General features: G+C 30.0%; 23 protein-coding genes and 3 pseudogenes. 8 read left to right on the top strand and 18 right to left on the bottom strand.

Annotated elements, in window-relative coordinates; genetic code table 11:
• The 12 genes from HMPREF3247_RS03605 to HMPREF3247_RS03545 form a co-directional block, all read right to left on the bottom strand.
• Positions 1 to 463, bottom strand: a 463-nt coding sequence (locus HMPREF3247_RS03605; protein ID WP_180363498.1) for a type I restriction-modification system subunit M N-terminal domain-containing protein, incomplete at its 3' end; no start/stop codon positions are given.
• A gap of 261 nt (positions 464 to 724) precedes the next feature.
• Positions 725 to 1,408, bottom strand: a complete 684-nt coding sequence (locus HMPREF3247_RS03600; RefSeq protein WP_000778477.1) for a superantigen-like protein SSL10 — start codon at positions 1,406 to 1,408, stop codon at positions 725 to 727.
• Between the two features lie 358 nt (positions 1,409 to 1,766).
• Positions 1,767 to 2,465: a superantigen-like protein SSL9 gene (locus HMPREF3247_RS03595; protein WP_000673058.1), complete on the bottom strand. Its 699-nt coding sequence runs from the start codon at positions 2,463 to 2,465 to the stop codon at positions 1,767 to 1,769.
• 378 nt (positions 2,466 to 2,843) lie between these two features.
• Positions 2,844 to 3,542, bottom strand: coding sequence for a superantigen-like protein SSL8 (locus HMPREF3247_RS03590; RefSeq protein ID WP_000673035.1), 699 nt, complete (start codon positions 3,540 to 3,542; stop codon positions 2,844 to 2,846).
• A 338-nt stretch (positions 3,543 to 3,880) separates the two neighbouring features.
• Positions 3,881 to 4,576: a superantigen-like protein SSL7 gene (locus tag HMPREF3247_RS03585; protein WP_000769837.1), complete on the bottom strand. Its 696-nt coding sequence runs from the start codon at positions 4,574 to 4,576 to the stop codon at positions 3,881 to 3,883.
• Positions 4,577 to 4,997: 421 nt separating this feature from the next.
• Positions 4,998 to 5,696 carry a superantigen-like protein SSL6 gene (locus HMPREF3247_RS03580; protein WP_000767929.1) on the bottom strand — a complete coding sequence of 233 codons (699 nt, stop codon included), beginning with the start codon at positions 5,694 to 5,696 and terminating at the stop codon, positions 4,998 to 5,000.
• A 445-nt stretch (positions 5,697 to 6,141) separates the two neighbouring features.
• Positions 6,142 to 6,846: a superantigen-like protein SSL5 gene (locus tag HMPREF3247_RS03570; RefSeq protein ID WP_000784242.1), complete on the bottom strand. Its 705-nt coding sequence runs from the start codon at positions 6,844 to 6,846 to the stop codon at positions 6,142 to 6,144.
• A gap of 363 nt (positions 6,847 to 7,209) precedes the next feature.
• Positions 7,210 to 8,055, bottom strand: a complete 846-nt coding sequence (locus HMPREF3247_RS03565) for a superantigen-like protein SSL4 (RefSeq protein ID WP_070866189.1) — start codon at positions 8,053 to 8,055, stop codon at positions 7,210 to 7,212.
• A gap of 108 nt (positions 8,056 to 8,163) precedes the next feature.
• Entirely contained in the window at positions 8,164 to 8,301 is a 138-nt protein-coding gene (locus tag HMPREF3247_RS03560) for a hypothetical protein (RefSeq protein ID WP_001791691.1), read from the bottom strand.
• A gap of 118 nt (positions 8,302 to 8,419) precedes the next feature.
• Entirely contained in the window at positions 8,420 to 9,490 is a 1,071-nt protein-coding gene (locus HMPREF3247_RS03555; RefSeq protein WP_000784029.1) for a superantigen-like protein SSL3, read from the bottom strand.
• Between the two features lie 290 nt (positions 9,491 to 9,780).
• Entirely contained in the window at positions 9,781 to 10,476 is a 696-nt protein-coding gene (locus HMPREF3247_RS03550; RefSeq protein ID WP_000782839.1) for a superantigen-like protein SSL2, read from the bottom strand.
• A gap of 285 nt (positions 10,477 to 10,761) precedes the next feature.
• Positions 10,762 to 11,442 carry a superantigen-like protein SSL1 gene (locus HMPREF3247_RS03545; RefSeq protein WP_000669009.1) on the bottom strand — a complete coding sequence of 227 codons (681 nt, stop codon included), beginning with the start codon at positions 11,440 to 11,442 and terminating at the stop codon, positions 10,762 to 10,764.
• 471 nt (positions 11,443 to 11,913) lie between these two features.
• Here HMPREF3247_RS03545 and HMPREF3247_RS03540 point away from each other — a divergent pair, with 471 nt between their 5' ends.
• Positions 11,914 to 12,759: an SDR family oxidoreductase gene (locus HMPREF3247_RS03540; protein WP_001024374.1), complete on the top strand. Its 846-nt coding sequence runs from the start codon at positions 11,914 to 11,916 to the stop codon at positions 12,757 to 12,759.
• Positions 12,760 to 12,777: 18 nt separating this feature from the next.
• Positions 12,778 to 13,137: a DUF1304 domain-containing protein gene (locus tag HMPREF3247_RS03535; RefSeq protein WP_001021621.1), complete on the top strand. Its 360-nt coding sequence runs from the start codon at positions 12,778 to 12,780 to the stop codon at positions 13,135 to 13,137.
• A 258-nt stretch (positions 13,138 to 13,395) separates the two neighbouring features.
• On the opposite strand, the gene HMPREF3247_RS03530 is transcribed toward HMPREF3247_RS03535, so the two are convergent.
• The 3 genes from HMPREF3247_RS03530 to HMPREF3247_RS03520 all read right to left on the bottom strand — a co-directional run bounded on the left by HMPREF3247_RS03530 (position 13,396) and on the right by HMPREF3247_RS03520 (position 15,221).
• Positions 13,396 to 14,085 carry an NYN domain-containing protein gene (locus HMPREF3247_RS03530; protein ID WP_000416469.1) on the bottom strand — a complete coding sequence of 230 codons (690 nt, stop codon included), beginning with the start codon at positions 14,083 to 14,085 and terminating at the stop codon, positions 13,396 to 13,398.
• A gap of 199 nt (positions 14,086 to 14,284) precedes the next feature.
• Positions 14,285 to 14,767: a 2-thiouracil desulfurase family protein gene (locus tag HMPREF3247_RS03525; protein WP_000600865.1), complete on the bottom strand. Its 483-nt coding sequence runs from the start codon at positions 14,765 to 14,767 to the stop codon at positions 14,285 to 14,287.
• Between the two features lie 46 nt (positions 14,768 to 14,813).
• Positions 14,814 to 15,221 (bottom strand): DUF2992 family protein, encoded by a 408-nt coding sequence (locus HMPREF3247_RS03520; protein WP_000423526.1) that lies wholly within the window; start codon positions 15,219 to 15,221, stop codon positions 14,814 to 14,816.
• 362 nt (positions 15,222 to 15,583) lie between these two features.
• On the opposite strand from HMPREF3247_RS03520, the gene HMPREF3247_RS03515 reads away from it, so the two are divergent.
• The 4 genes and pseudogenes from HMPREF3247_RS03515 to HMPREF3247_RS15120 form a co-directional block, all read left to right on the top strand.
• Positions 15,584 to 15,736 (top strand): hypothetical protein, encoded by a 153-nt coding sequence (locus tag HMPREF3247_RS03515; RefSeq protein ID WP_000248840.1) that lies wholly within the window; start codon positions 15,584 to 15,586, stop codon positions 15,734 to 15,736.
• A gap of 268 nt (positions 15,737 to 16,004) precedes the next feature.
• Positions 16,005 to 16,589: pseudogene (locus HMPREF3247_RS14215) on the top strand (SAR2788 family putative toxin); the annotation flags it as partial.
• Positions 16,590 to 17,012 (top strand): hypothetical protein, encoded by a 423-nt coding sequence (locus HMPREF3247_RS03500; RefSeq protein WP_000843946.1) that lies wholly within the window; start codon positions 16,590 to 16,592, stop codon positions 17,010 to 17,012.
• A 355-nt stretch (positions 17,013 to 17,367) separates the two neighbouring features.
• Positions 17,368 to 17,475, top strand: a pseudogene (locus tag HMPREF3247_RS15120) (IS110 family transposase); the annotation flags it as partial.
• Positions 17,476 to 17,549: 74 nt separating this feature from the next.
• On the opposite strand, the gene HMPREF3247_RS14915 reads toward HMPREF3247_RS15120, so the two are convergent.
• The 3 genes and pseudogenes from HMPREF3247_RS14915 to HMPREF3247_RS03485 all read right to left on the bottom strand — a co-directional run.
• Positions 17,550 to 18,080 carry a hypothetical protein gene (locus HMPREF3247_RS14915; RefSeq protein WP_000356130.1) on the bottom strand — a complete coding sequence of 177 codons (531 nt, stop codon included), beginning with the start codon at positions 18,078 to 18,080 and terminating at the stop codon, positions 17,550 to 17,552.
• 77 nt (positions 18,081 to 18,157) lie between these two features.
• A complete protein-coding gene (locus HMPREF3247_RS03495) occupies positions 18,158 to 19,375 on the bottom strand; it encodes a GmrSD restriction endonuclease domain-containing protein (RefSeq protein WP_001566909.1) in 1,218 nt (405 codons plus the stop codon).
• A gap of 1,104 nt (positions 19,376 to 20,479) precedes the next feature.
• Positions 20,480 to 20,815, bottom strand: a pseudogene (locus tag HMPREF3247_RS03485) (hypothetical protein); the annotation flags it as partial.
• A 922-nt stretch (positions 20,816 to 21,737) separates the two neighbouring features.
• On the opposite strand from HMPREF3247_RS03485, the gene HMPREF3247_RS03475 reads away from it, so the two are divergent.
• Together HMPREF3247_RS03475 and HMPREF3247_RS03470 are read left to right on the top strand one after the other, a co-directional pair.
• Positions 21,738 to 22,217 carry a hypothetical protein gene (locus tag HMPREF3247_RS03475; RefSeq protein WP_000704946.1) on the top strand — a complete coding sequence of 160 codons (480 nt, stop codon included), beginning with the start codon at positions 21,738 to 21,740 and terminating at the stop codon, positions 22,215 to 22,217.
• Positions 22,218 to 22,238: 21 nt separating this feature from the next.
• Positions 22,239 to 22,631, top strand: a complete 393-nt coding sequence (locus HMPREF3247_RS03470) for a hypothetical protein (protein WP_000888757.1) — start codon at positions 22,239 to 22,241, stop codon at positions 22,629 to 22,631.
• Positions 22,632 to 22,881: the final 250 nt, after the last annotated feature.

Genomic DNA, 22,881 nt, shown 5'->3' with positions numbered 1-22,881 from the left:
GTTCTTTGACATTGTTACCTAGTCGCGTTGAACTTAAGTCCATATCGCTGAACAGTCCGATAAAGTCATTTTCACTTTCTTCACCTAATGTTGATGTTTCAACTTTACGAATTGCCGTCGCCAGATGTTCGATATCGAAATCTTGCGTTTCAATTTCACGAATCATCGCACTGAATAAATCTTGTGGTTCAATGAAGTAACCGACTTGATCAATTAATTCAGCTTTTAAGTCTTCACGATATTCTTCATCTGCCCATGCCTCTTGATACGTGATATCTTCACCTGCCAACGCATCTGCATATTCTTGTTCTGCTTTTTCGGATAAGAAGCGATAGAAAATCAAGCCTAAAATGTAATTACGGAATTCACTCGCATCCATGTTCCCTCTTAAATCATTCGCAATCGACCATAATTTTTTATGTAATTCAGCTTGTTGCTGACGTTGTTTTTCAGTAATAGACATGTGATTCCTCCGCCTTTGAATAAGTAATTTATCTCTTTGTGTAATAGATTTATTATAACATTTGGGTATGTTGCGATGTTGAGAATTTTGATGTTGGTGGTGGAATTTTTATATTTATGAAAATTGGGGTAGAATCCATGAAACGTAAACCAAAACAGCTTAACGACGATATCGATTGATGCATCCTTTTGGTAAGGTATGCGCATCAATTTACTTTTCATCGTTAAGCCGCTTCAATTACTTTTTATTATTCGTAATTATTTACTTTAAGTTAACTTCAATATCTTTAATTTGTTTGCTTTCTATGACTTCCCCCATATATTTGAATTTTAATTTAGATCTTAAATCAAGGTTATAAAAACTGCCATCTTTCAAGCTAATTTTGACCCTACCATCTTTTGAGATTGTTTTATAAAGTCCATATTTTTCGATTAGATGCTTTCTCAACTTATAATCCAGCTCTTTTAGTGTTATTTTTTCTTTTTTAATGTAATAAGGGTAACCTTTCACAAAAGCATCTTCACCCTTTTCTTTTGAAATATTTAATATTGGTGCACTGACAACTCCAGATGTTTTATTATTCTGTATTACACCACCAACAGTATAAAATATATCGTGCTTATCTCTTTTTTCTTGAACAAAAAACACATCTAACCCCTCATAACTACGCTGTTGAAATTTACTTTTATCATTTCCAGGCAGTAAAACTTGAATCTTAATACCTCTAAACTTAAAACGCAAGTTATTTTTACCATGTTTCAAAGCACTAATATTTTTCATTTCCATAGTCTTTCCAGTGTAGTATCGGTATAATGCTTCCTTGTCATGTTTATTTACTGACTTTTGATTTTGTTTTGCATGACCTGAATGAACTTCTGTTGTTAAAGTTCCTGTTGTTAAAATTCCTAAAGCTAATGCAGCTTTAGCTATCGCTGTTAATTTCATATTGTTTTGCTCCAATCTTAATATATTGGATTGTTTTCATTACGTAATTTGAATCATACATTTTTATTATAACGTGCATCGTTTCATACGATAATTAACCTCGATTTAAATATACTTGAATTATTCTTAATGAAAAACAAATATATTTTAATGTTCAGGTTAAATGAATTTCATTATTTCATTTAGTTGTTTTACTAGATTATCGTTTACTACAACTGATGATGTTACTCTGTTCTGCTCTTTGAAACGCAAAAAACAACTTAACAACAGTAATGTATTTAACACAGTTCCTTATTTAAGGACATGCATGTCAATTCACATTTTGTCGTTAAGTCGCTTCTTAAGTTATTATACTTAATTAATTCAAATTCACTTCAATATTTTTAATTTGCTTACTATCCATTACATCAAACATACGATCAAAACTTAATTTTTCACTTAAATCAATTACATATTTCTTTTCGTCTTTCATATTAATAACGATTCTACCTTTATCTGACGCGCCTTTATACAATCTATATTTTTCGACTAACATTTTTCTTATTTTAAAATCCAGTTCCTTCAACGATACTTCTTCCTTTTGAATAAAGAACAACTCATTTATCGAAAAGCCATGTTTAGGATCGATTTTTTTAACTTGTAGACTTGGATTATTTACAAATCCAAACACTGATCTCACATTTTTCTTTGTTATACCGCCAACGCTATATATGCCACCTTTTATATCTATTAATTCAGGTACTGCAAAGACATCAAGGCCATGTGTTTTTTCTTTATATTTATTTTTATCGTCACCAAGTAAAAATACTTTAAAAGCTTTATTTCGTTGTTTAAAGTTTAAAACGTTAGAGCCATAGTAATCTTCGCTTTTAACACTAATATTTGTTGGTTCAAAACTTTCTTCAGAATAGTATTGATGTAGCATATTGATATAATATTTGCGTTGTGTCTCATCAAGTTCTACTTTCGCGTGAACAGCTTTACTTTCTGTTGTAAACACACCTGTAGTTAATATTCCTAATGCTAATGTTGCTTTTGCTAATGCTGTAAATTTCATATTTATTTGCTCCAATCTTGATATATTGGATTGTTATTATTACGTAATTTGAACTATCTGTCTTTATTATAAGGTGCATCAAAACAGACTGACATTAACGCTCATTTAAATAAACTTGAATCATTATTAATGAAAATCAAACGTATGTTAACATTCGTATTAACTGATTTTTAATAGCAACATAAATTTTTTTAGGGGAATCATTGTTCTTTCCGATTAGTTTTAGATCTTAAGTTATTCGATACAAAGTGTACAAAAAAGCAGCTTAATAACGTAGTCAATGTTCGATATGTTTTTATTATTAAAACACGTATCAAAATCATTAAACATGGGATTATTAAACCGCTTCTTAAGCTTTCATTCTATATATATCATTGATTATTTCAAATTCACTTCGATGTTTTTAATTTGTTCACTATTAATGACATCTGCCATACGCTCGAAACCTAATTTATCACTTAAATCAATTTCATACTTATTTTCATCTTTCATATTAATAACAATTCTACCTTTATCAGCTGCCCCTTCATACAATTTGTATTTTTTAATTAACAGTTTTCTTATTTTGAAATCAAGTTCCTTCAATGATACTTCTTCCTTTTGAATAAAGAAAAATTCATCATACGAAAAACCGTCTTTATCGTCTATTTTTTTAACTAGTAAGTTCGGCGTTCTTAGAGACTCAAATATTGATTTTACATTTTTCTTTGTTACACCACTAACACTAAATATTCTTCCATCTAAATCTACTAATTCCGGTACCGCAAAGACATCTAAACCATGTGTTTTTTCTTTGTATTTATTTTCATCTTTTCCCAATAAAAACACTTGGAACTTTTGATTTTGTTGGTTAAAAAGCAAAACGTTAGAGTCATAATAACCTTGACTTTGGCCACTAACATTTGTTAACTCATAACTAGGTCCTGAATAGTATTGATGTAACTTGTTTGTATCATATAAACGGTTCATTTTTTCATACTTTCCTTTTGCATTAACCGATTGATTTTCTGTTATCATTACACTTGTTGTTAATATTCCTAATACAAATATCGCTTTAGCTATCGCTGTAAATTTCATATTCATATGCTCCAATCTTAATATATTGGATTGCTTTTATTACGTAATTTGAATAATACACATTTATTATAAAGGGCATTGAGACAGACTGACATTAACACTCGTTTAATTAAAATTAAATCATGGTTAATGAAGAACTAATTAATATTCAATGGACATCACTTTCAGAAGTAATGTGAATTTTTAGTACGCTCATACCCTGCGTTATAAAACGTAAAAAAAGCCTAACGACAAGGTTGTTTTAAATACGCTCCTTTATGTAAGGTGTACGTATCTATTCAACATTTCATCGCTAAGCTGCTTCAAATTTATTACTTTAGAGTCATTGATTACTTACTTTAAATTTGATTAATAGTCACTGCTATATTTTGAATATCCTTACTATTCAACACATCGCCCATGTGCTCGAATTGCAATTTATCACCTAAATCAATTTCTTGCTTTTCTCCATCTTTCAAATTGAAAGTGATCTTACCGTATTTAGTCGTACCTTTATATAAACCATAATTTTTAACTAAATGTTGTCTAATTTTGAAATCAAGTTCTTTCAGTGAAACTTCTTCTTTATTAATTAAAAATGATTCAATTGATGCATCTAAATTTCCGCCATACACTTTTTTTATAAATAAAGGTGTATTAGTTTCAGAAGATTGGTTATTTTTCTTCGTTACACCACCAACAGTAGATAGTCTACCGTTTGGATCAATTAATTCTTTTACCACAAAGACATTCTGGCCTTCAAGGCCTTCTTTATATTTATCTTTATCTTTTCCTGATAAGAATAATTGGTGATTTTGATTTTCTTGGTTAAAGCGTACAACGTTAGAACCGTTATAATTTTCAACCTTACCACTAATATTACTGAATTCAAAACTTTCTGATGAGTAGTATCGATGTAAGTCTTTAATATCATATAAATGTTGTACTCTCTCTTGCTTTTCTTTTGCTTGCACTGCTTGGCCTTCTGATGTAATCACACCAGTAGTTAATAAGCCTAATGCCAATGTTGCTTTAGCTAACGTTTTTAATTTCACAGTACTATTCTCCCAATCTATTTATAAATTTTGTCTTAATATATTTTTATATGATTATTTCAATTACGTAATACGAACAATCTACTATCATTATATAAGCGGAATACTAAGCTATGAATTAACCTCTTTTTAACTATTTTTGAACCAACGTTAAGTTAGTTAATGAAATCCTAACAGTATTAATTATTTTTTATAACACAATACTAATTTTTTAACTATTCACACTTTCCCTCAATTTAATTATGTTTTCCACATTGTTTCATGTCACGAAAAGGACAACGCGCGACTATAAGTATCAACCGTTTTTCCAAAAACTTGATCATAAACCCGCTCCTTTTTTCATCATAACAAAACAAAAAAGAAGCTAAGCAATATGTTATCGCTTAACTTCCCTACAATTACTAGTCTGCTTGTCCAAAGATTATTTATATTCTAGCTCAACATTAATTTCTTTGATTTTGGTACCATCTATCGTGTCACCCATGCGATGCGGTTGTAATTTTTTTGTAAGTTCGAAAGTATAAAACTTATCATCTTCCATTTTAACTACAATTTTACCTTTTCTATGGTTAATTGCATCGTATAAATTCTCTTCTTTCATCAATTTTTGTCTTAATTTAAAATCTAACTCTTTTAACGAGATTTCTTCTTTTGTAATTTTAAATTTACTATCTTTAGTTGATGTAGTATCTCTGTCTGCTTTTCTTGTTACTTTAACATCGACTTCTCTTTCTTTAAATTCTTTACTATTTGTCTTACTTATACCGCCAATTGAATATTGTCTTCCTTTAACAGGTTCTTCTTCTATGACTAAAAATGCATCTAGGTCCCCGTATACATCTGATTTGAATTTCTTACTATCTTCACCTAGTAGCCCAATATAATAATCTTTAAGATTTTTCCATACATATGCACCTTTATCAGTTAAATGTTGTCTATACAGACCATCTACATTTATTAACTCTATACTTGGCTTGCTATAGTAGTATTTTAATGATTTATAATTGTGTTGACCTTGAGTTGATTCTGCCGCTTTTACTGTTTGACTTTCTGTTGTTATTACACCAGTAGCTAACAATCCCAATACTAATGTTGCTTTAGCTAACGCTTTTAATTTCATAGTACTATTCTCCCAATCTATTTATAAATTTTGTCTTAATATATTTTTATATGATTATTTCAATTACGTAATACGAACAATCTACTATCATTATATAAGCGGAATACTAAGCTATGAATTAACCTCTTTTTAACTATTTTTGAACCAATGTTAAGCTAATTAATGGAATCCTAACAGCGTTAATCTATTTTTTAAACTTAACGCAGCTTTTTTAACTATTCACACTTTCCCTCAATTTAATTATGTTTTCCACATTGTTTCATGTCACGAAAAGGACAACGCGCGACTATAGGTATCAACTATTCCCACAAGCTTTATTGGTGTTTTTATTATTCATCGATACGCTTCTTTTTCATCTCTCCAACACAAAAAAGAAGCTAAGCAACTTATGTTGCCTAACTCCTCTATACTATCCATATTTTACTATTATCCATATTTCATTGCATTATCTAATGTTGGCTTCTATTTTTTCAATATTTCTACCGTCAATGACGTCACTCATGCGATTTGTTTGTAATTTTTTATTAAGTTCAAACGTATAATAGCCGCCATCTTTCATTATCACTTTTATCTTACTATCTTTAGGAAACTTTTTATACAGATCAAAATTTTGAATTAAATACTGTCTCAATTTAAAGTCGAGTTCTTTAAGTGAAATCTCTTCTTTATAAATGTAGTGTACTCTACCGTACGTAGCAATCCCGTCACCTTCATCTCTCTTGATTTGAAATCTTGGTGCGTTTATATAATCATAATAAGCGTCTTGATTTTTCTTAGTGACACCACCATATGAAAACACTGTGCCATTACGGTTTTCCGCTTCTTTAACTACAAATATATCTAATCCCGGATTTTTGCGTGCTTTAAATCTTTCAATATCTTTATCAAATATCTGTACTCTTGTGAATTTTCTATTTTTATCAAAGATAAGGTAATGCTTGCCACCTTTGCTATAACGATAACCAGTAACATTTTTAAGTTCCTTACTTGCGCCACTATAGTAATCTCTTAAGTCAAAGATATCTTTTGTCACATTTTCATATTTTGCTTTATGTTCACTCGCATTTACAGTTTGATGCAATGACGTTATTGTTCCTGTTGCTAAAATACCTAATGCTAAACTTGCTTTCGCAATTGCTGTCATTTTCATAGTTGTATGCTCCATTTGTAATTATTAGATTTGTTCGCTTACGTCTATTGAATCATACAGCTTTATTATAGTTAGCGTATTTGACCTTTCACATTAAACCATGTTTAATAATCATTGAATCATTATTAAGTAAATTAAGGAATCTATAATGTTCGTTAAATAAAACTGATCCCGTTGTGCTTCACACCCGATAGATAGGGATTTACAGATAAATTCAGGTCTCTTCCACGTCATATTTGGACCCATCGAAAATTCGGGTTCTCAAATCATCGAACATAACAAAAGAAGCTAAGCAACATGTAGGCCGTTGTCACTTAACTTCTTGTTTTTCCGATGACAGCTTCTATTTAGAGAATGTCATGATTATTTTATATTCACTTCAATGTTATCAATATTAGTGCCATCTATGACATCTGCCATGCGATTTTCTTGTAATTTTTTGTGTAATTCAAACGTGTACTTCCCACCGTTTTTCATTTTAATAACAATTTTACCTGAACCAACGTTACCGTACAGATTATTTTTTTCAATAAGTTGTTTTCTCAATTTAAAATCAAGTTCTTTCAAGGAAATCTGTTCTTTAGTAATCTTGAATTCTGAAACATCATGAGAGATTGTACCTTTATTATCTTCCTTAGTAATTCTTACTCCTGCTTTGTGATCAACTTTTTTACTATTACTCTTTGTGATACCACCGACAGAATATTTTTCGAGATTGTAATTATTTTCTTCTAAAACGACAAATACATCGACATTCCTATGTACTCCTTCACCATATTTATTATCATCTTTACCAACTAAAGCAATTTTATATATGAAATAATCTGGGACAACATTCATAAATCTTATTGTCGTCCATTTTTTTAAAATAATACCAATCTCACTTTTAAATTCTAAACTTGGTTTCGTATAATACGCTCTTAAATCTTTGAATTTAGGATTTATTTCTGTTGGTACTTGTTTTGTGGTTGGCGATTGTGGTGGTGATGTGTCTACATTAGACGAAGGTGGTGTTGTCGCGTTTGGTTTTGATTGCGGTGCTTCCACTTTAGTTGAAGATGGTGTTGTTGCATTTGCTACTTGTTGCGGTGTTTCCACTTTAGTTGAAGGCGGTGTTGTCGCATTTGCTGCTTGCGTTGTCGTTGTGATTACACCTGTTGTTAAAAGGCCTAGTGCTAAACTTGTTTTAGCAATTGTTGTTATTTTCATAGTTGTATGCTCCATTCGTAATTATTAGATTTGTTCGATTACATTCATTGAATCATACAGCTTTATTATAGATGGCGCATTGCTCCATTCACATTAAACCTTGTTTAACTATATTTGAATCATCGTTAAGTAAATTAAGAAATCCATAATGTTCGTTAAATAAAAATGATTTTGATGTGATTCAACACTTGGCACATTTGAAGTTTCGTCACTTTTAAGACATAGAAATGCCACTTTTACAAACAAATGAATATTCGTCTTTTTACATCATTACGCATAATAAAAGAAGCTAAGCAACATGTAAACCGTTGTCACTTAACTTCTTGTTTTTCCGATGACAGCTTCTATTTAGAGAATGTCATGATTATTTTATATTCACTTCAATGTTATCAATATTAGTGCCATCTATGACGTCTGCCATACGATGCTCTTGCAGTTTTTTGTGTAATTCAAACGTATATTTCCCACCGTTTTTCATTTTAATAACGATTGTTCCTGAACCCATGTTACCGTAAAGATTATGTTTTTCAATAAGTTGTTTTCTCAATTTAAAATCAAGCTCTTTCAAGGAAATCTCTTCCTTAGTAATCATGTATTCTGAAACATCGCGTGAAATCATACCTTGATTATCTTTTTTAGTAATGCTTAATTCTACTTTGTGATTAACTTTTTTACTATTAGTCTTCGTGATGCCACCGACAGAATATTTTTTCAATTGATATTTATTGTCTTCTAAAACGATAAATACATCGATATTATCGTAAGGTCCATCTTTATATTTTTTCTCATCTTTTCCAACTAAAGCTATTTTATAGATGAACCTATTTGGAATAACATTCATAAACCTAACCGTCGTCCATGGTTTGAGCAAAAATCCAAACTGCTTTTCAAATTCAAAACTCGGTTTCGTGTAATACGCTCTTAAATCTTCATATTTAGGAGTCATATCTGTTTGTGCTTGTTTTATGGTTGGAGATTGTGGTGTGTCTGATTTAGTAGATTGCATTGGTTGTGGCGTGTTTGTTGATGGAGGTGTTGTCATTTTAGTTTGCTGCGTTGTAGATTCGGTTGTCGTTTGTGATTGTTCTTGTTTAGGCGCTGGCGTTGCTGATATATTAAGCGTTTTCTGCTCTTCTTGTTTAGGTTGTGATATTTTTTCTATTTTGGAAGCTGAGGTTTTTTCCTCATTAGTATTTGGTGCCTTTTCGAGTTTAGGCGTGCGTTCTTGTCTTGTGTTAGCTGCTTGTGTTGTCGCTGAATTTGCACCTGCTGTTATGTTTATCATTGCTAATCGCTCTGCTTTAAGCGTTGGTACTTTGTCAACTTTAGTTGATTGTATTTTTTCTGCTTTGACCGATTGCGTCGTTACTGTAATTGCGCCTGTTGTTAAAAGCCCTAGTGCTAAACTGGTTTTAGCAATTGTTCTCATTTTCATAATTGTATGCTCCAATCTATATTATATTCGATTGTCTTTTTACGTAATTTGAATCATACAACATCATTATAGATGGCATTCTAAGATAATCACATTAAACCCCTTTTAACAATTATTGAAGTATTATTAAGTAATTTAAGCAAAAAATAATGAGTGATTATGAGGTTAATATAGCGTTTCTATGTGCCTTTGAAATGATTTTTAAGCATTAAAAAGAAGTTAAGCAACGTTTGATCGTCACTTAACCTCTCTATTTCAATTTCAAATTATTTCGTCGTCAAGTATGTGTGTTATGCTTTTCTAACTTTGATTTCAATTCTATCAATATCTGTGACATTGATAACATCGGACATCCGGTCTTCTTGTAACTTTTTATCCAATTCAAATGTATACTTTCCGTAGTATTTCTTTTTGACGGTAATTTTCCCTGTACTCATTTCACCGTAAAGACCATAATTATCAATAAGGTATTTTCTTAATTTAAAATCAATCTCTTTCAATGACATTGCTTCTTTATCTATTTTAAATGGGAAAAAGTCATAATCATATTCACCAATATGATCTGCTTTAATAACTCTTGCTTCTGCTATTAGGTCGACAGCTTTATCGTTTGCACTCGTGATACCGCCAATGGAGTACTTTGCACCTTCAAATCTCTTATCCTCATTAACGTAAAATATATTAAGATTACGATGTACACCCGTATGATAATGTTGCTTATCTTTGCCAATTAAAGCAATATTATTAACAGAATTACCATCTATGATATTCATAAATTTAATACTTGGTTGAATGAAACTGATATAACCTGTCACATTTTTATATTCAATACTAGGTTGAGTATAATAAGCTTTTAATTTTTTGCTATTTTCACTTATTACAATAGGTTTCTTTTCGGCATGAACTGGTTTTTCCGTTGTAGTGTTTACACCTGTTGCTAATATTCCTAATAACAAACTTATTTTTACAATTGATTTCATTTTCATAGCTGTATGCTCCAATCTATTATAATTAGATTGTTTTATTACGTAATTTGAACCATACACCCATATTATAGGAGCTGTATTCAGATATTCACATTAACCTGTTTTTAACTATTCATAAAATATGATTAAGCTATTTAAGCAAAAGATAATGCGTGGTGCGACTGTTTGTGTGAGTTTTGTAACTTTTCCCCTCAAAAAAAGAAGCTAAGCAACAGTACGTCGCTTAACTTCCATATATTTCCATAACAAGCACTATTCAACATAGCGCTTTGTTGTTAGAAAGTATTATTTCATTTCTACTAGAATTTTTTGTATTTGTCTGCCATCGATAGACTCGCCCATACGTTCTTTTTCAAGTTTTTGACTTAAATCGATTGTATGTGTTGTGCCATCATTCATTGTAATTGTAATTTGACCTTGTTTAAGACCATTTGAATACAAGCCACTTTGACTAATTAATTGCTTTCTTAATTTAAAATCAAGTTCTTTTAGTGAGATGTCTTCTTTATAAATTTGGTATAGACTACTTTGTGGTTCTTCTTTACCTTTCTTGATTTCAAGGATTGGTGTGTGTATATAGTCATAATACACTCCTCTATTAGTTTTTGTTATGCCACCAATCGAATGATTATCAGCTTGTCTACCGTTTCCTTCTCTAACGACAAACACATCTATATCTGGGTTAACTTCTTCATTATATTTATCTTTATCAGAACCAACTAAAGATATTTTATTATATTGTCCATTGTATATAAAATCAATAAATCTATCTTTACCTTCAATAAATCCATATCCAGTTACTTTTTTATATTCAAAACTTGGTCCATTATAATAAAGTTTTAAATCAGCCTCACTTTGTTGTTTAACTTCTGTTTTCGCTTGTACTGATTGTACATTCGATGTAATTACACCTGTTGCTAACATTCCCAATGCTAAACTTGCTTTTGCTATCGCTTTAAATTTCATAATTTTTAGCCCCAATCTATTTAAATTTGATTTTTCAATTACGTAATATGAACAATCTACCTACATTATATTGAGGCGCTATCCCCTTTCAAATTAAACCTCATTTAACTAAACTTGAATCATTGTTAAGGTAATTAATAAAATGCTAACTGTTATTAATCAATTCTTATCCGTCGAGACTCTTTTTTATACAAATCACACTTTATACCATTTTTATTTTAAAAACTGTAAAACTTTCAGACACAAAACAGACATCATATTGTCGTAGTACCTGATTAAAATTTCCAAAGATATTAGTGATACACATCAACTAAAACGCGTCATTACGGTATTTTCAACATTAATAACATATACGTATTTACTATACACAGCGATAATAAATACAGATTACAATTTTTTATAAAATCAAATGTTTTGAAAACAATCGAATAAGTATTATGTTATGTATATAAAGATTAGGAGATGAAGTGAATGAATATTATGTTAACAGGTGCTACAGGTCATTTAGGCACACATATTACAAATCAAGCCATTGCAAATCACATAGATCATTTTCACATTGGTGTTAGAAATGTTGAGAAAGTTCCAGAAGATTGGCGCGGAAAAGTTCCTGTTCGACAATTAGATTATTTTAATCCCGAAAGCATGGTAGAGGTATTTAAAGGAATGGATACCGTTGTGTTTATTCCAAGTATTATCCATCCATCATTCAAACGTATTCCTGAAGTGGAAAATTTAGTATATGCGGCAAAGCAGAGCGGCGTTGCTCATATCATTTTCATAGGTTATTACGCAGATCAGCATAATAATCCATTCCATATGAGTCCTTATTTTGGTTATGCAGCACGTCTATTGGCAACAAGTGGCATTGACTATACGTATGTAAGAATGGCAATGTACATGGATCCACTTAAACCCTATTTACCAGAATTGATGAATATGCATAAACTGATTTATCCAGCTGGTGATGGTCGTATTAATTATATTACTAGAAATGATATTGCTAGAGGTGTCATTGCTATTATTAAAAATCCAGATACTTGGGGCAAACGCTATTTATTATCAGGCTACAGTTATGATATGAAAGAACTTGCTGCAATTTTATCTGAGGCATCAGGCACAGAAATTAAATATGAGCCCGTTTCATTAGAGACATTTGCAGAAATGTACGATGAACCTAAAGGCTTTGGTGCATTATTGGCATCAATGTACGACGCAGGAGCAAGAGGACTATTAGACCAAGAATCCAATGATTTCCAACAATTAGTCAATGATCAACCACAGACACTGCAATCATTTTTACAAGAAAATATTTAATAATAAAGGAGCGTTACAGTGAATATCATCTCAACAATTTTAATCATATTTGTGGCATTAGAGTTTTTCTATATTATGTACCTTGAAACGATTGCTACAACTTCCAAAAAGACTAGCGAGACATTTAATATAAGCGTCGATAAATTGAAAGACAAAAATATTAACCTACTTTTGAAGAACCAAGGCGTATATAACGGTTTAATCGGAATTTTGCTAATATACGGTTTGTTTATCAGCAGTAATCCAAAAGAAATATGCGCAGCTATTTTAGTGTATATCATTGGCGTTGCTATTTATGGTGGCCTTTCAAGCAATATTAGTATCTTTTTCAAACAAGGTACATTGCCAGTATTGGCACTCATATCAATGCTTTGGTAAATATTGGTGTTTGGGGGTTTGGAGGTTTGGAGGTTTGGAGGTTTGGAGGTTTGGAGGATGTGAGCGAATTGGGTGTGGACTTTAGACTCAGAGTATTTCATCCTAATTATTTCAAGCAGAGGTGACAGTAACGTTGCCTCTGTTTCCTTATAGAAAAATTATTTAATGACGAAAACCCATATCTGATTTAATTTTTAGCTGATAAATACTAATAGCTATAAACGTCTGTAAAGTAGAAGATGCGTTTTAAAAAAATTATTATTTAAATAGTTGATTTAAATAAAATTTAAATTTTTCATCACAAGTACGCCTACCATCAATGTGTAATGACAAGTTGTTTCTAATATCTGCCCCTAAAGAATCTAATACAAAATCAATTCCTTCTGTTCTTGCTAGTTTAGCAGCAGGTACAAAATCGCTATCACCAGCTATTAAAATAATTTTATCTACTTGATGTTTAAATGATAATGAAGCTATGTCTAAACCTATTTTCATATCAACACCTTTTTGTTGTAATGATAGGGAAAAATCTTTTTCTTTCAAATCATTTAAATCGATACTTCCATTTAATAATTTTTTTGTAATAGAGTATTTTAAGTTGTATTCAACTGAATACTCACTCAACTCTCCTAACCTCAATGCTACCTTTCTTTTTTTGCTCATTTCTTTGAAAAAGTCTTCTGTCCACTTTTTCGTATCAGTATTGGAAAAATTTACATTCTTTTTTAATAAGGGGTGATAAACTATCTTATCAATAGGAGGACAATCATAGTAAAATATTCTGTATAATTTATTATATATTTCTTCTTTGAAATGTGTCTCTTTTAAGTGTCTATTGCAATAACTATATAACTCGTCAGCTCTTTCTTTCGCTGTAACTTTTCCGTAGACTTTTGCGCTTATCTTTCTATAGTATCCACCATCTACTAAAATGGCTACTTTTTCCATTACATCACTCCTTTATATCAAAAAATCCATGATTTCGAAATTCCCGTATGGTGGGGTTCCTACTCTCATGGATCTGTTAACAAAATTATCTGTACCGATATATTATCACAACTTGAATATCATTTCAACGATTTTAAAAAATATTTTATAAAGTATCTTACAACTTAAATGTTTGGTTTATTACGTATATCCTCAATACTTACTTTTCATGTACTATCGTTTCATTCATGTTTTGGTCAAAAAACGTATTTTCATCATAAACTTTTATACCTTCATTAATGAGTAAAGCAGTTGCCACACCTACACCCTTTTTCTTATTTCCTGTAAAATTCCCATCATATATCTCTTGTGATCCACATGATGGGCTATTTGCTTTTAAAATAACTGTATCACATTGATATTTTTTCAAAATTTTTAATGTAACTATTGCTCCATGTTTATAATCGTCAGTTACGTCTTTGTTCGAAATAGTAACAACCTTTGCAGCGTCATTCCATACATCAAAACCATCGCCACCAATAATTTCTGCAGGTTCTCTAGGAATTAATAATCCACCAAGTAATTCTGGACATGCGTGAATAGCTTTTCCGCTGTCTATTAATTTTTTCAATCTAACATTCAATTGATTACCACCATCGTATCTTACATTATCGCCTATCAAACACGAACTAATTAAAATCATCCCAACCACCTATAAATCTATTTGTTTTAATTTATTTGTCGTATCGCTAATGCCCCTTATGCTTCTCTTTTGCTTTAACCTTTTTAATTTCTCTTTTTCTTTTTTGAAATGCATCACGTTTTTCTTTATAGCGCTTCCGCTTTTGCTTTTTCTTTAATTCTAATTCTTTCTTAATAGCTATTTGTGCTTGGGTAGAATATTTAGGTTTCTTTTGCTCCTTAGCAATTTGTCGTTGTAGTTTTTTCGGGTTTACTTTTCTAGAAATATTTTTCGTATAAACAATAGTTTGCACATCATCAATCATTTTCATTAATTGATGATGAATAAAATCCAATACCTCTATATCATCAGGTTCATTCCCAAATGTGTATTGGATAAATTTAGATTTATTTTCCATTTTATATTCTACCAATGCTACAAAAAATTGCCCATTGTAAAAAATAGATAGCTCCATGCTATCCCTCCTCTAGTTTTATTAGAAATGACGGACGACCCGAGGAGGAAGGTTACTGACAGTTTTAAAACTGCATTGGGACTACCAACCCAATTGTGTTTTTACACTTCTATATACAGAATATATTGCACAACGTTACATGTAAACTGTAATTTTAAAAATTCACATTACAGAAGGTATATGTAAATAACGCTAATAAAATATTAACAGGGAAATACTTACACCCCATTAGTGTTGATTGGCATTGCATAATGCTTTTAAACAAATAATTTGGTAACAATAAGAAACGATTTACACAAAGGTAATTGTATAGTAAAATTATTTTATAATACTTAAATTGAATTGTACAAGGAGTGAATATCATGGTACCAGAAGAAAAAGGTTCTATTACTTTGTCAAAAGAAGCAGCTATCATATTTGCAACTGCAAAATTCAAACCATTTCATAATAGAATTAAAAATAACCCACAAAAAACAAATCCATTTCTTAAATTACATGAAAACAAAAAATCTTAATCACTTTATTTATAGCATTTCTGATCTCAGAAATTTAATAAAGGACAACGCCCTCTTTCATAACTATATAAGTCAAGAAACCAAGAAATTCCAAACATCTTTAAACCCTTCAATAGCACATTTCCTAAAACATAAAGCAATAAAAATGAACGATCAAAATTCCATACGTACGTATTTAATTATAGATAAATCAGACCTTGAAATAATGGGATACTTCTGCTTAAAAATTGTAAATATAAAGCTTGAAAAAGACGTTAGTGGAAAAACGAAAAAAGATATTGATTTAGATAAAAATATTCAATATGATTTGAATACTAATACTATGGATGATAAGGGCAGATACGTCGATGAAAATGGAAAACTAATAAATAAGGATTATGACGTTTTCGTAGAACAATTTGAAAATGAAGAATATGAAGCTACATTAATCGACAAAGAAACTGGCGAAATAATAAAATTCAACTCAATTGAAGCTAAATCTTCTGCATTGCCATTAGTAATATTAGCTGCTGTAGCTGATACGGAATAAACTATGCAATTAAAACATATGGAAAAAAAGCAACTCAAACCGCTATCAAAACAAAGAGTTTTGGTAAATTTTTACCTTCTGTAGCCAATCTAGGAGCTAATAAAAGAAAACATATTCTTGCTAGTAAACATAATTGGAATAAAGTTACTAAAAACAATTGGAAAGATGTTTCTAAAGTAATGTCGCATGTTATGAGGTATGGAAAGCAAAGCCGATACAAAAAGTCCGCATACCAAAAAACACTTGTCATGAGTGATAGAACTGTAGTCATAACTTATACACGAAAAAATGGCAATATATATATCGAATGGATGGGTTAAATAAATGAAAAGCGTTAACATTCTATTAAATTTATTACCAACTGAATTAAAAAATATGTTAGAGAATAAAGATATGGAGAATATTCTAACATACTTTATGTCGAACGAAATTTCAGATGAAAAATTAGTATCATATTTATCAAATCTTGCGAATCAAATAAATACAATTGAATATCATGAAATGGTCGCAAGCATCTATCACTTTCATTTCAATTACATAGATAATGCCTATGATTTAGCATACTATCATTATTGGCAATCGTTAGAGATTTCGCAATTTAATAATGCTAATTTATTATACGAATTTTTAGAAATCCTTGGAGAACCAGACTTTAATATGATTTCACATGAGAATATTCAATTGGTCGCAAATAAAATTCTTGAAAGAGACCCTAATAATAAGTTAGCAATTAAATATATTAACTAAAAAACTACTAGGCATAAGGAATGATGGACATTTAATTTCATCGTTCCTTTTGTATTTCTAATATGCTTCGTTGTATCCATCTACAAATATTTCACTTCAAAAATCCAATATTATTTCACTACCTTTAAAAAATAAAACCATACAGTACTTGCTATTACAATAACTACGAAATTGCTAACAAGTCAAATTCTATAACAATTCACAACATACTAATACTACTTGTTTTATATATCATTTTAATATATAAAATTACTCCTTTTTTACCTTTAAAAATGACCTCACTCTTAAATTAATAGGTGCTGTGGTTTGGTCATTTATATTATTATATAAAAATGGCGACCAACAAAGGCCGCCTAAACAATTAAAACAATCTATCCATCGTATCAAACAATTAAATGATGCCATGATTCAATTAGCACAACAACTCAATTATTTTAAAAATATTCATTCGATACCTGGTATTGATATCAATCAGGTAATACACACTTTAAAGATACCATCAACTAGCGTGATAATAAAAAGCAAGATATATCAAACTTATTTATATAATTCTCTAACAACTTCTTCTATTAATTTATCACCACGATTTTTGATCATTTTTATTAAACTATCATATTTTTCATCAATTATATCTATTTCAATAGTATCTATTGTTCTTTTATCTGGATAAAAACTGTTGTTAACATACTGATTTTCTATAGTTCCCGTAATAGATGCCTTATCAATATCTATTGCTGAATAAAGAAATTTTTCTTTTTTTCTTCTATTAATACCAGAGTCAAGTAACATGATGTTACCTAAAGATCCAGCAGGGATTATTGCATTACCTTTATGCAGCTTGTATAATTTTCTTGAAAAAATATGTTCATAATCTAAATTATCATTCAAAGATGAATAGAAGCTTCTAAATTTATTAGCAATAAAAGTAATGATCATCTTCTCATCCGTTTGAATATTAATACTTGTCTTATTTATATTCTCTTCATTCCATCTAAGTAGCTCATTTCTAAACACTTCTTTTGCTAACGGCTTTAAATATCTATTGTTTTGAGATATGTATATATCCATTAATTTTCGATCACCTGTTCCTGACCAGTACTTTCTTATCACATCATAAATTGCATAAATTATGATATTAGACAAAATCACTTGTTGATTTTTTTCAAAGATTTAGTTTGTTTAATAGAAAATGTGTTTTTATTTTCATCTAATTCAATACTATACGATGAGATCCATAAAGATGAAAAGAATGACATTATTTGTAATCTAGTAAAAGATTTAGTTTCATATTTATCTTCTCTTGACGATACTACCATAGAGAAAGCTTCTTTAAACTTGTTATTTATTATTTTATATATCTTCACAATTTTTTCAAACAAGATTTCTATATTATTTTTATTCTTCATATATTGATATTTATATGGTAACTCATTCATCTTATTTGTAGGAATGCCAAATACAATTAGCATTGTTTGAAATCCTAATTCATTGCATATATCTTCTGTTGACTCTTTAAAAAATGCTTGTAATTCATCAGAAATCACTTTACCAAGTCCATAACATAATTCAGATAAATTAATTACTCTTGACGTCTCCATTTCTTTAGGGTCAAAATTTTCAATTAAGATACCTCTATCATTATTTAATCTTTCGTACCTTTCTATTACATTTTTAAGTATCTCATCACTATACTTTAAATCTCCCAATTCAACTTCATATCTGTCCCAATGTGCAGCAAAAACTTGATACTTCGATAACTTTTTACCTCCACTGTTTAACCTTTGAAAAACTTCTGCCAATTCAGTCTCTTCTCCTTCAAAGAAGATACACGGAATCTTGACATTACTAATATCTAGTTGATTATTAAAATAAGTAATAACATCTGACTGTATTTGAGTGATTTCATCTCTAATATCTGTTTCACCTAATACTGGAAATTTATCCACCATTTTTTTAGCTAGTTCATTTACTTTTACATTTTCTTTTGTAGAATCAATATATTTTTCAATAATTTTCAGCAGAATATCTTCGGCATAATTAACTACTTCTGCTTTTGTACTCTCTGATGCCCCTTTATACAATTCAGCAATTTTCAATGTAAAATCTTCAAATTCAATATAGTTTGTTGGATTCTCCATGAAATCTACCATTGTAGAATACCTTTGCAGGCCATCAATAAGACTGTATTTATTATCATTTTCATATTCGTATAACAGAATAGAACCAAAAGGAAAACCATCTTTCAGCGTTGAGAAAAATTCTTGCTTTTGATTATTAGACCAAACTAGTGCTCTTTGAAAAGTTGGTAACTTTAATTTTCCTTCTAACTCTTCAAACGTTCTTGTTTCTATTCTATATCCCATCCAAACCTCTCCTTTTATCTCAAATACGAATTAAATAGCTATAAAACTATAAAAATTGCTAGAAATATGACATACAAATATATTATAAATTGAAATGTTGTTAAAATACAATATCTTTTCCATTTACATCTTATGTTTAAAGATCAATAGTACTACAACTATTTAAGGATAGATATACATTCTAAGTTTTTAAATACATTCTTCAGTTATATTTGTATATTCCAAATGTTTATTAATAGCATTTCTGATCTCAGAAATGCCATTAAGGACAACGCCCTCTTTCATAACTATATAAGTCAAGAAACCAAGAAATTCCAATCATCTTTAAACCTTTCAATAGCACATTTCCTAAAACATAAAACAATAACAATGAACGATCAAAATTACTTACGTGCGTATTTAATTATAGATTTGTCAATTTCAAGTGATTTAGCCATAACTATAAATTTTCCTATTACAAAAAAAGGCCAGCTATGTTTCGCATTGTTAAGAGGCGTTAGCTGACTTCTGATAAATTAATATTAATCTAAGTGTTATTAATTTTCAAATATAATTCCATTAATATTTGAAATAAATCATCAATTCTATAATTTAAAATACATCTATCCTCAAATCTCACTATATCTTCAATAAATATAGGTACTAATATTGGAATATCAACAATTAAAAGTAAAAAGCTATTTACAATCTATTCGTCTTATTATATATATGTCTGACATTATGACTTATTCACATAAGTATAATAGATTTCTTCCGAGACATACTCTGTTGATTGGAGAACATGTTCATACTCATTTTCAATTACAAAATAATTTACAAATAAAAAATAGCTCTACATCTATATAAACTTATATATGTTCGAGAGAAAGACAAAATCGACTTTCTTTATACTTGTTTACTGATCGCCACTGTTTTTTTGAAACGAATGAACTTAACTAAATATAGTAAATAAGCAATAAATATAAACAGATTAGAAATTAATATTTGCATCGTGCTGATATTACCAAATTTTATACTAATTATTACCCATGATATTATTACTAAAAATAAGAACGAACATACCCATAGATTAAAAAATTTTTTCATGGTATCACTCCTACACTATTAGCAGAATGTGGCTCCACCGGTTAGACCACCGCCGACAGCACCACCAACAGCTCCAACTACGCCTCCACTAACTGTCCCAATTACTGGAATAGTAACTGTTCCTACTCCTGCACCTGCAAGACCTAAAGTAGTGCCTCCTGTCACTGCGCCACCCGCTATACCAGAAACGCATTTCCCTACTCCACGTTCTTTTTGTGTTTTCTGCACATAAAAACCTAATTTACCGTCTTTTTCAAAATAAATTAACGTAACATTTTTACCATTTTTATCTTTTGCAGTTGATGGCAAAATTTCCTTTTTACCAGTCTTTACATCTTTTAGTGTTGCCACTCCGAACTCCTTTTATATAAAGAAAGAATCCCACATATACTCAAAAGGCATACTAGAGTTCTCTACATAATCTATAGACTCATTTTAACCATTTACAATATACAAGTAAATAAATCAAATAAACCTTTTCGTTTTTAGTAAGTTTTTATTTCTCCGAAAAATTTTATTAAACGATATGCATGATTTCAATCTAGATTGATTTTTCAACTACTTACCGAGCTTTCCATAAACTATGTCGTTTTCTTACATATGTTTCAATCTTCGACCAATCTCAAAGATAGATTGATCGAAGATGTTGAAGTCGTGTTTCACGACGCCACATTTACGATTAACATATCTAGTTATCCAAATTCCTCTTCCACTGTAACAGTGGCGTTTCCCAGCGCATAATAATCTCTAACAATCTTAATAGATTTAAATAAATTAACGACTCTTAACAGTTAAGAATAATATTCTGACACTTATGCAAAACAATTAAATTTAATAGCAATCTCTTCTAAACTATTTTATGAACGGGATGGCAATATGGTAATCAAGTTCATGTGAAAAATTTATTAGTTACTGGCTACACAACTGGAATTTTGAAAATCATAGGGCAAATGTTACTTGCTGTAGCAATTTTTTCACTAACTATTTATTTTGCTTATATAATGGAATCTTTACTTTTTGGGTTCTTACAAACAGTCACTTCATTAGTACTTTTAATATGTTCACTTGTATTAGCTTGGACTTCTTTCATAGTTACATTACTTTTAATAATTGTGTTAAGTGGCATTTTCTATTTTGGTGAAAACGATTAATTAAATTATTAAATGCTAGTTATACGAATTAGGACCTTTCACTCACTTTGTTTTTTTAATGATTATTTACTTATATTTCAAACATTTGGTTTTGCAAATTCACTATTAAAGGAGATAAATGTATAATGAAAATCACAAAAGCTATTGGTTCACTAGTCTTGACTGCCGTTTTATTAACGTCTGTTTCACCTTTAACTAACGCAAATGAAATACAGACAAACAATACAAAAACTGCTCACCAAAGTTATGAAAATATAAATGGTGTGAAAATTAATCGCAATCCTAACTTGCCAATGAATCCAGAAGCACAACAACGAATTGGCGGAACAAAAGTAGTTAAAACTGCTATAAAGCTAATTATTAATAATAGGGGCAAAGCAAAAAATGTCATACAACAAGTTGGTGGCAAAAAAGCTGCAACTATTTTTGATAAAGGGTATTCAGGTATTGTAAAAGAATTGAAACCATTGCTAAAATGGTCAGAAGTACCAGCTAACGCTGTCGGTGATGCAGTTAAACGAGGCGCAATAAATGCCGGTCTAAGTAAAAGTGATGCTGGAATAATCTCAACTGTAGTCAAAGAAGCCATTGCATGGTTATTCTAAAATGTTAAAGGAGTGTTTCATATGCTTGAAGATAACGGCGATATCAGATTGCTATATCAATCAATAGAAGAACTTGCTTCAGTTTTGGGTCAAAGTCAATTCGAAACTAAAACTGTCAGCTTAATATTTGTACAAATGGACTTAAGATATAGTGTTTTCGAAAAAGTGCAAACTGATTTTATGAAGTATTTAGCACATAAAAATTCTGATGAAATAAAATATATAGACTTAATCAAAATAATAGAAAATGCATTACCTGAAGATAAAGAACTTAGTATCAATGTGATTAATTCCATTATTATTGGTTTCGCTAATAACTATTACCCAATATTGCAAAGTTTAGTACCGGAAATACAAAGTAGTTATGGCATAACCATAAATAAAAATTTCAATATAGATAGTATAGATTTTTAAATACTATTTAATAAGAATAGGAAACCGATCCCAGGACATAAAATCCAAATCGTAGGCTCTACAATCTTATATTGGTAGTAGTTGACTGCGGAGCCCCAACATAAAGAAATTGGTACGCCAATTTCTACAGATATAACTCCCATCATTTCATCACATGATGTTGCCCATACCAATCGCACCAAAAAAGGCTAGAAACCGCGTAATAACGGTACTTCTAGCCTATCATTTGCTATATATAATTATTCCCACT

Origin of the sequence: Staphylococcus sp. HMSC36A10 (assembly GCF_001838845.1) — a bacterium.
Taxonomy (GTDB): domain Bacteria; phylum Bacillota; class Bacilli; order Staphylococcales; family Staphylococcaceae; genus Staphylococcus; species Staphylococcus aureus.
The sequence above is the reverse complement of the archived record's forward strand: the minus strand, read 5'-3'. Positions and strand labels throughout refer to the sequence as shown.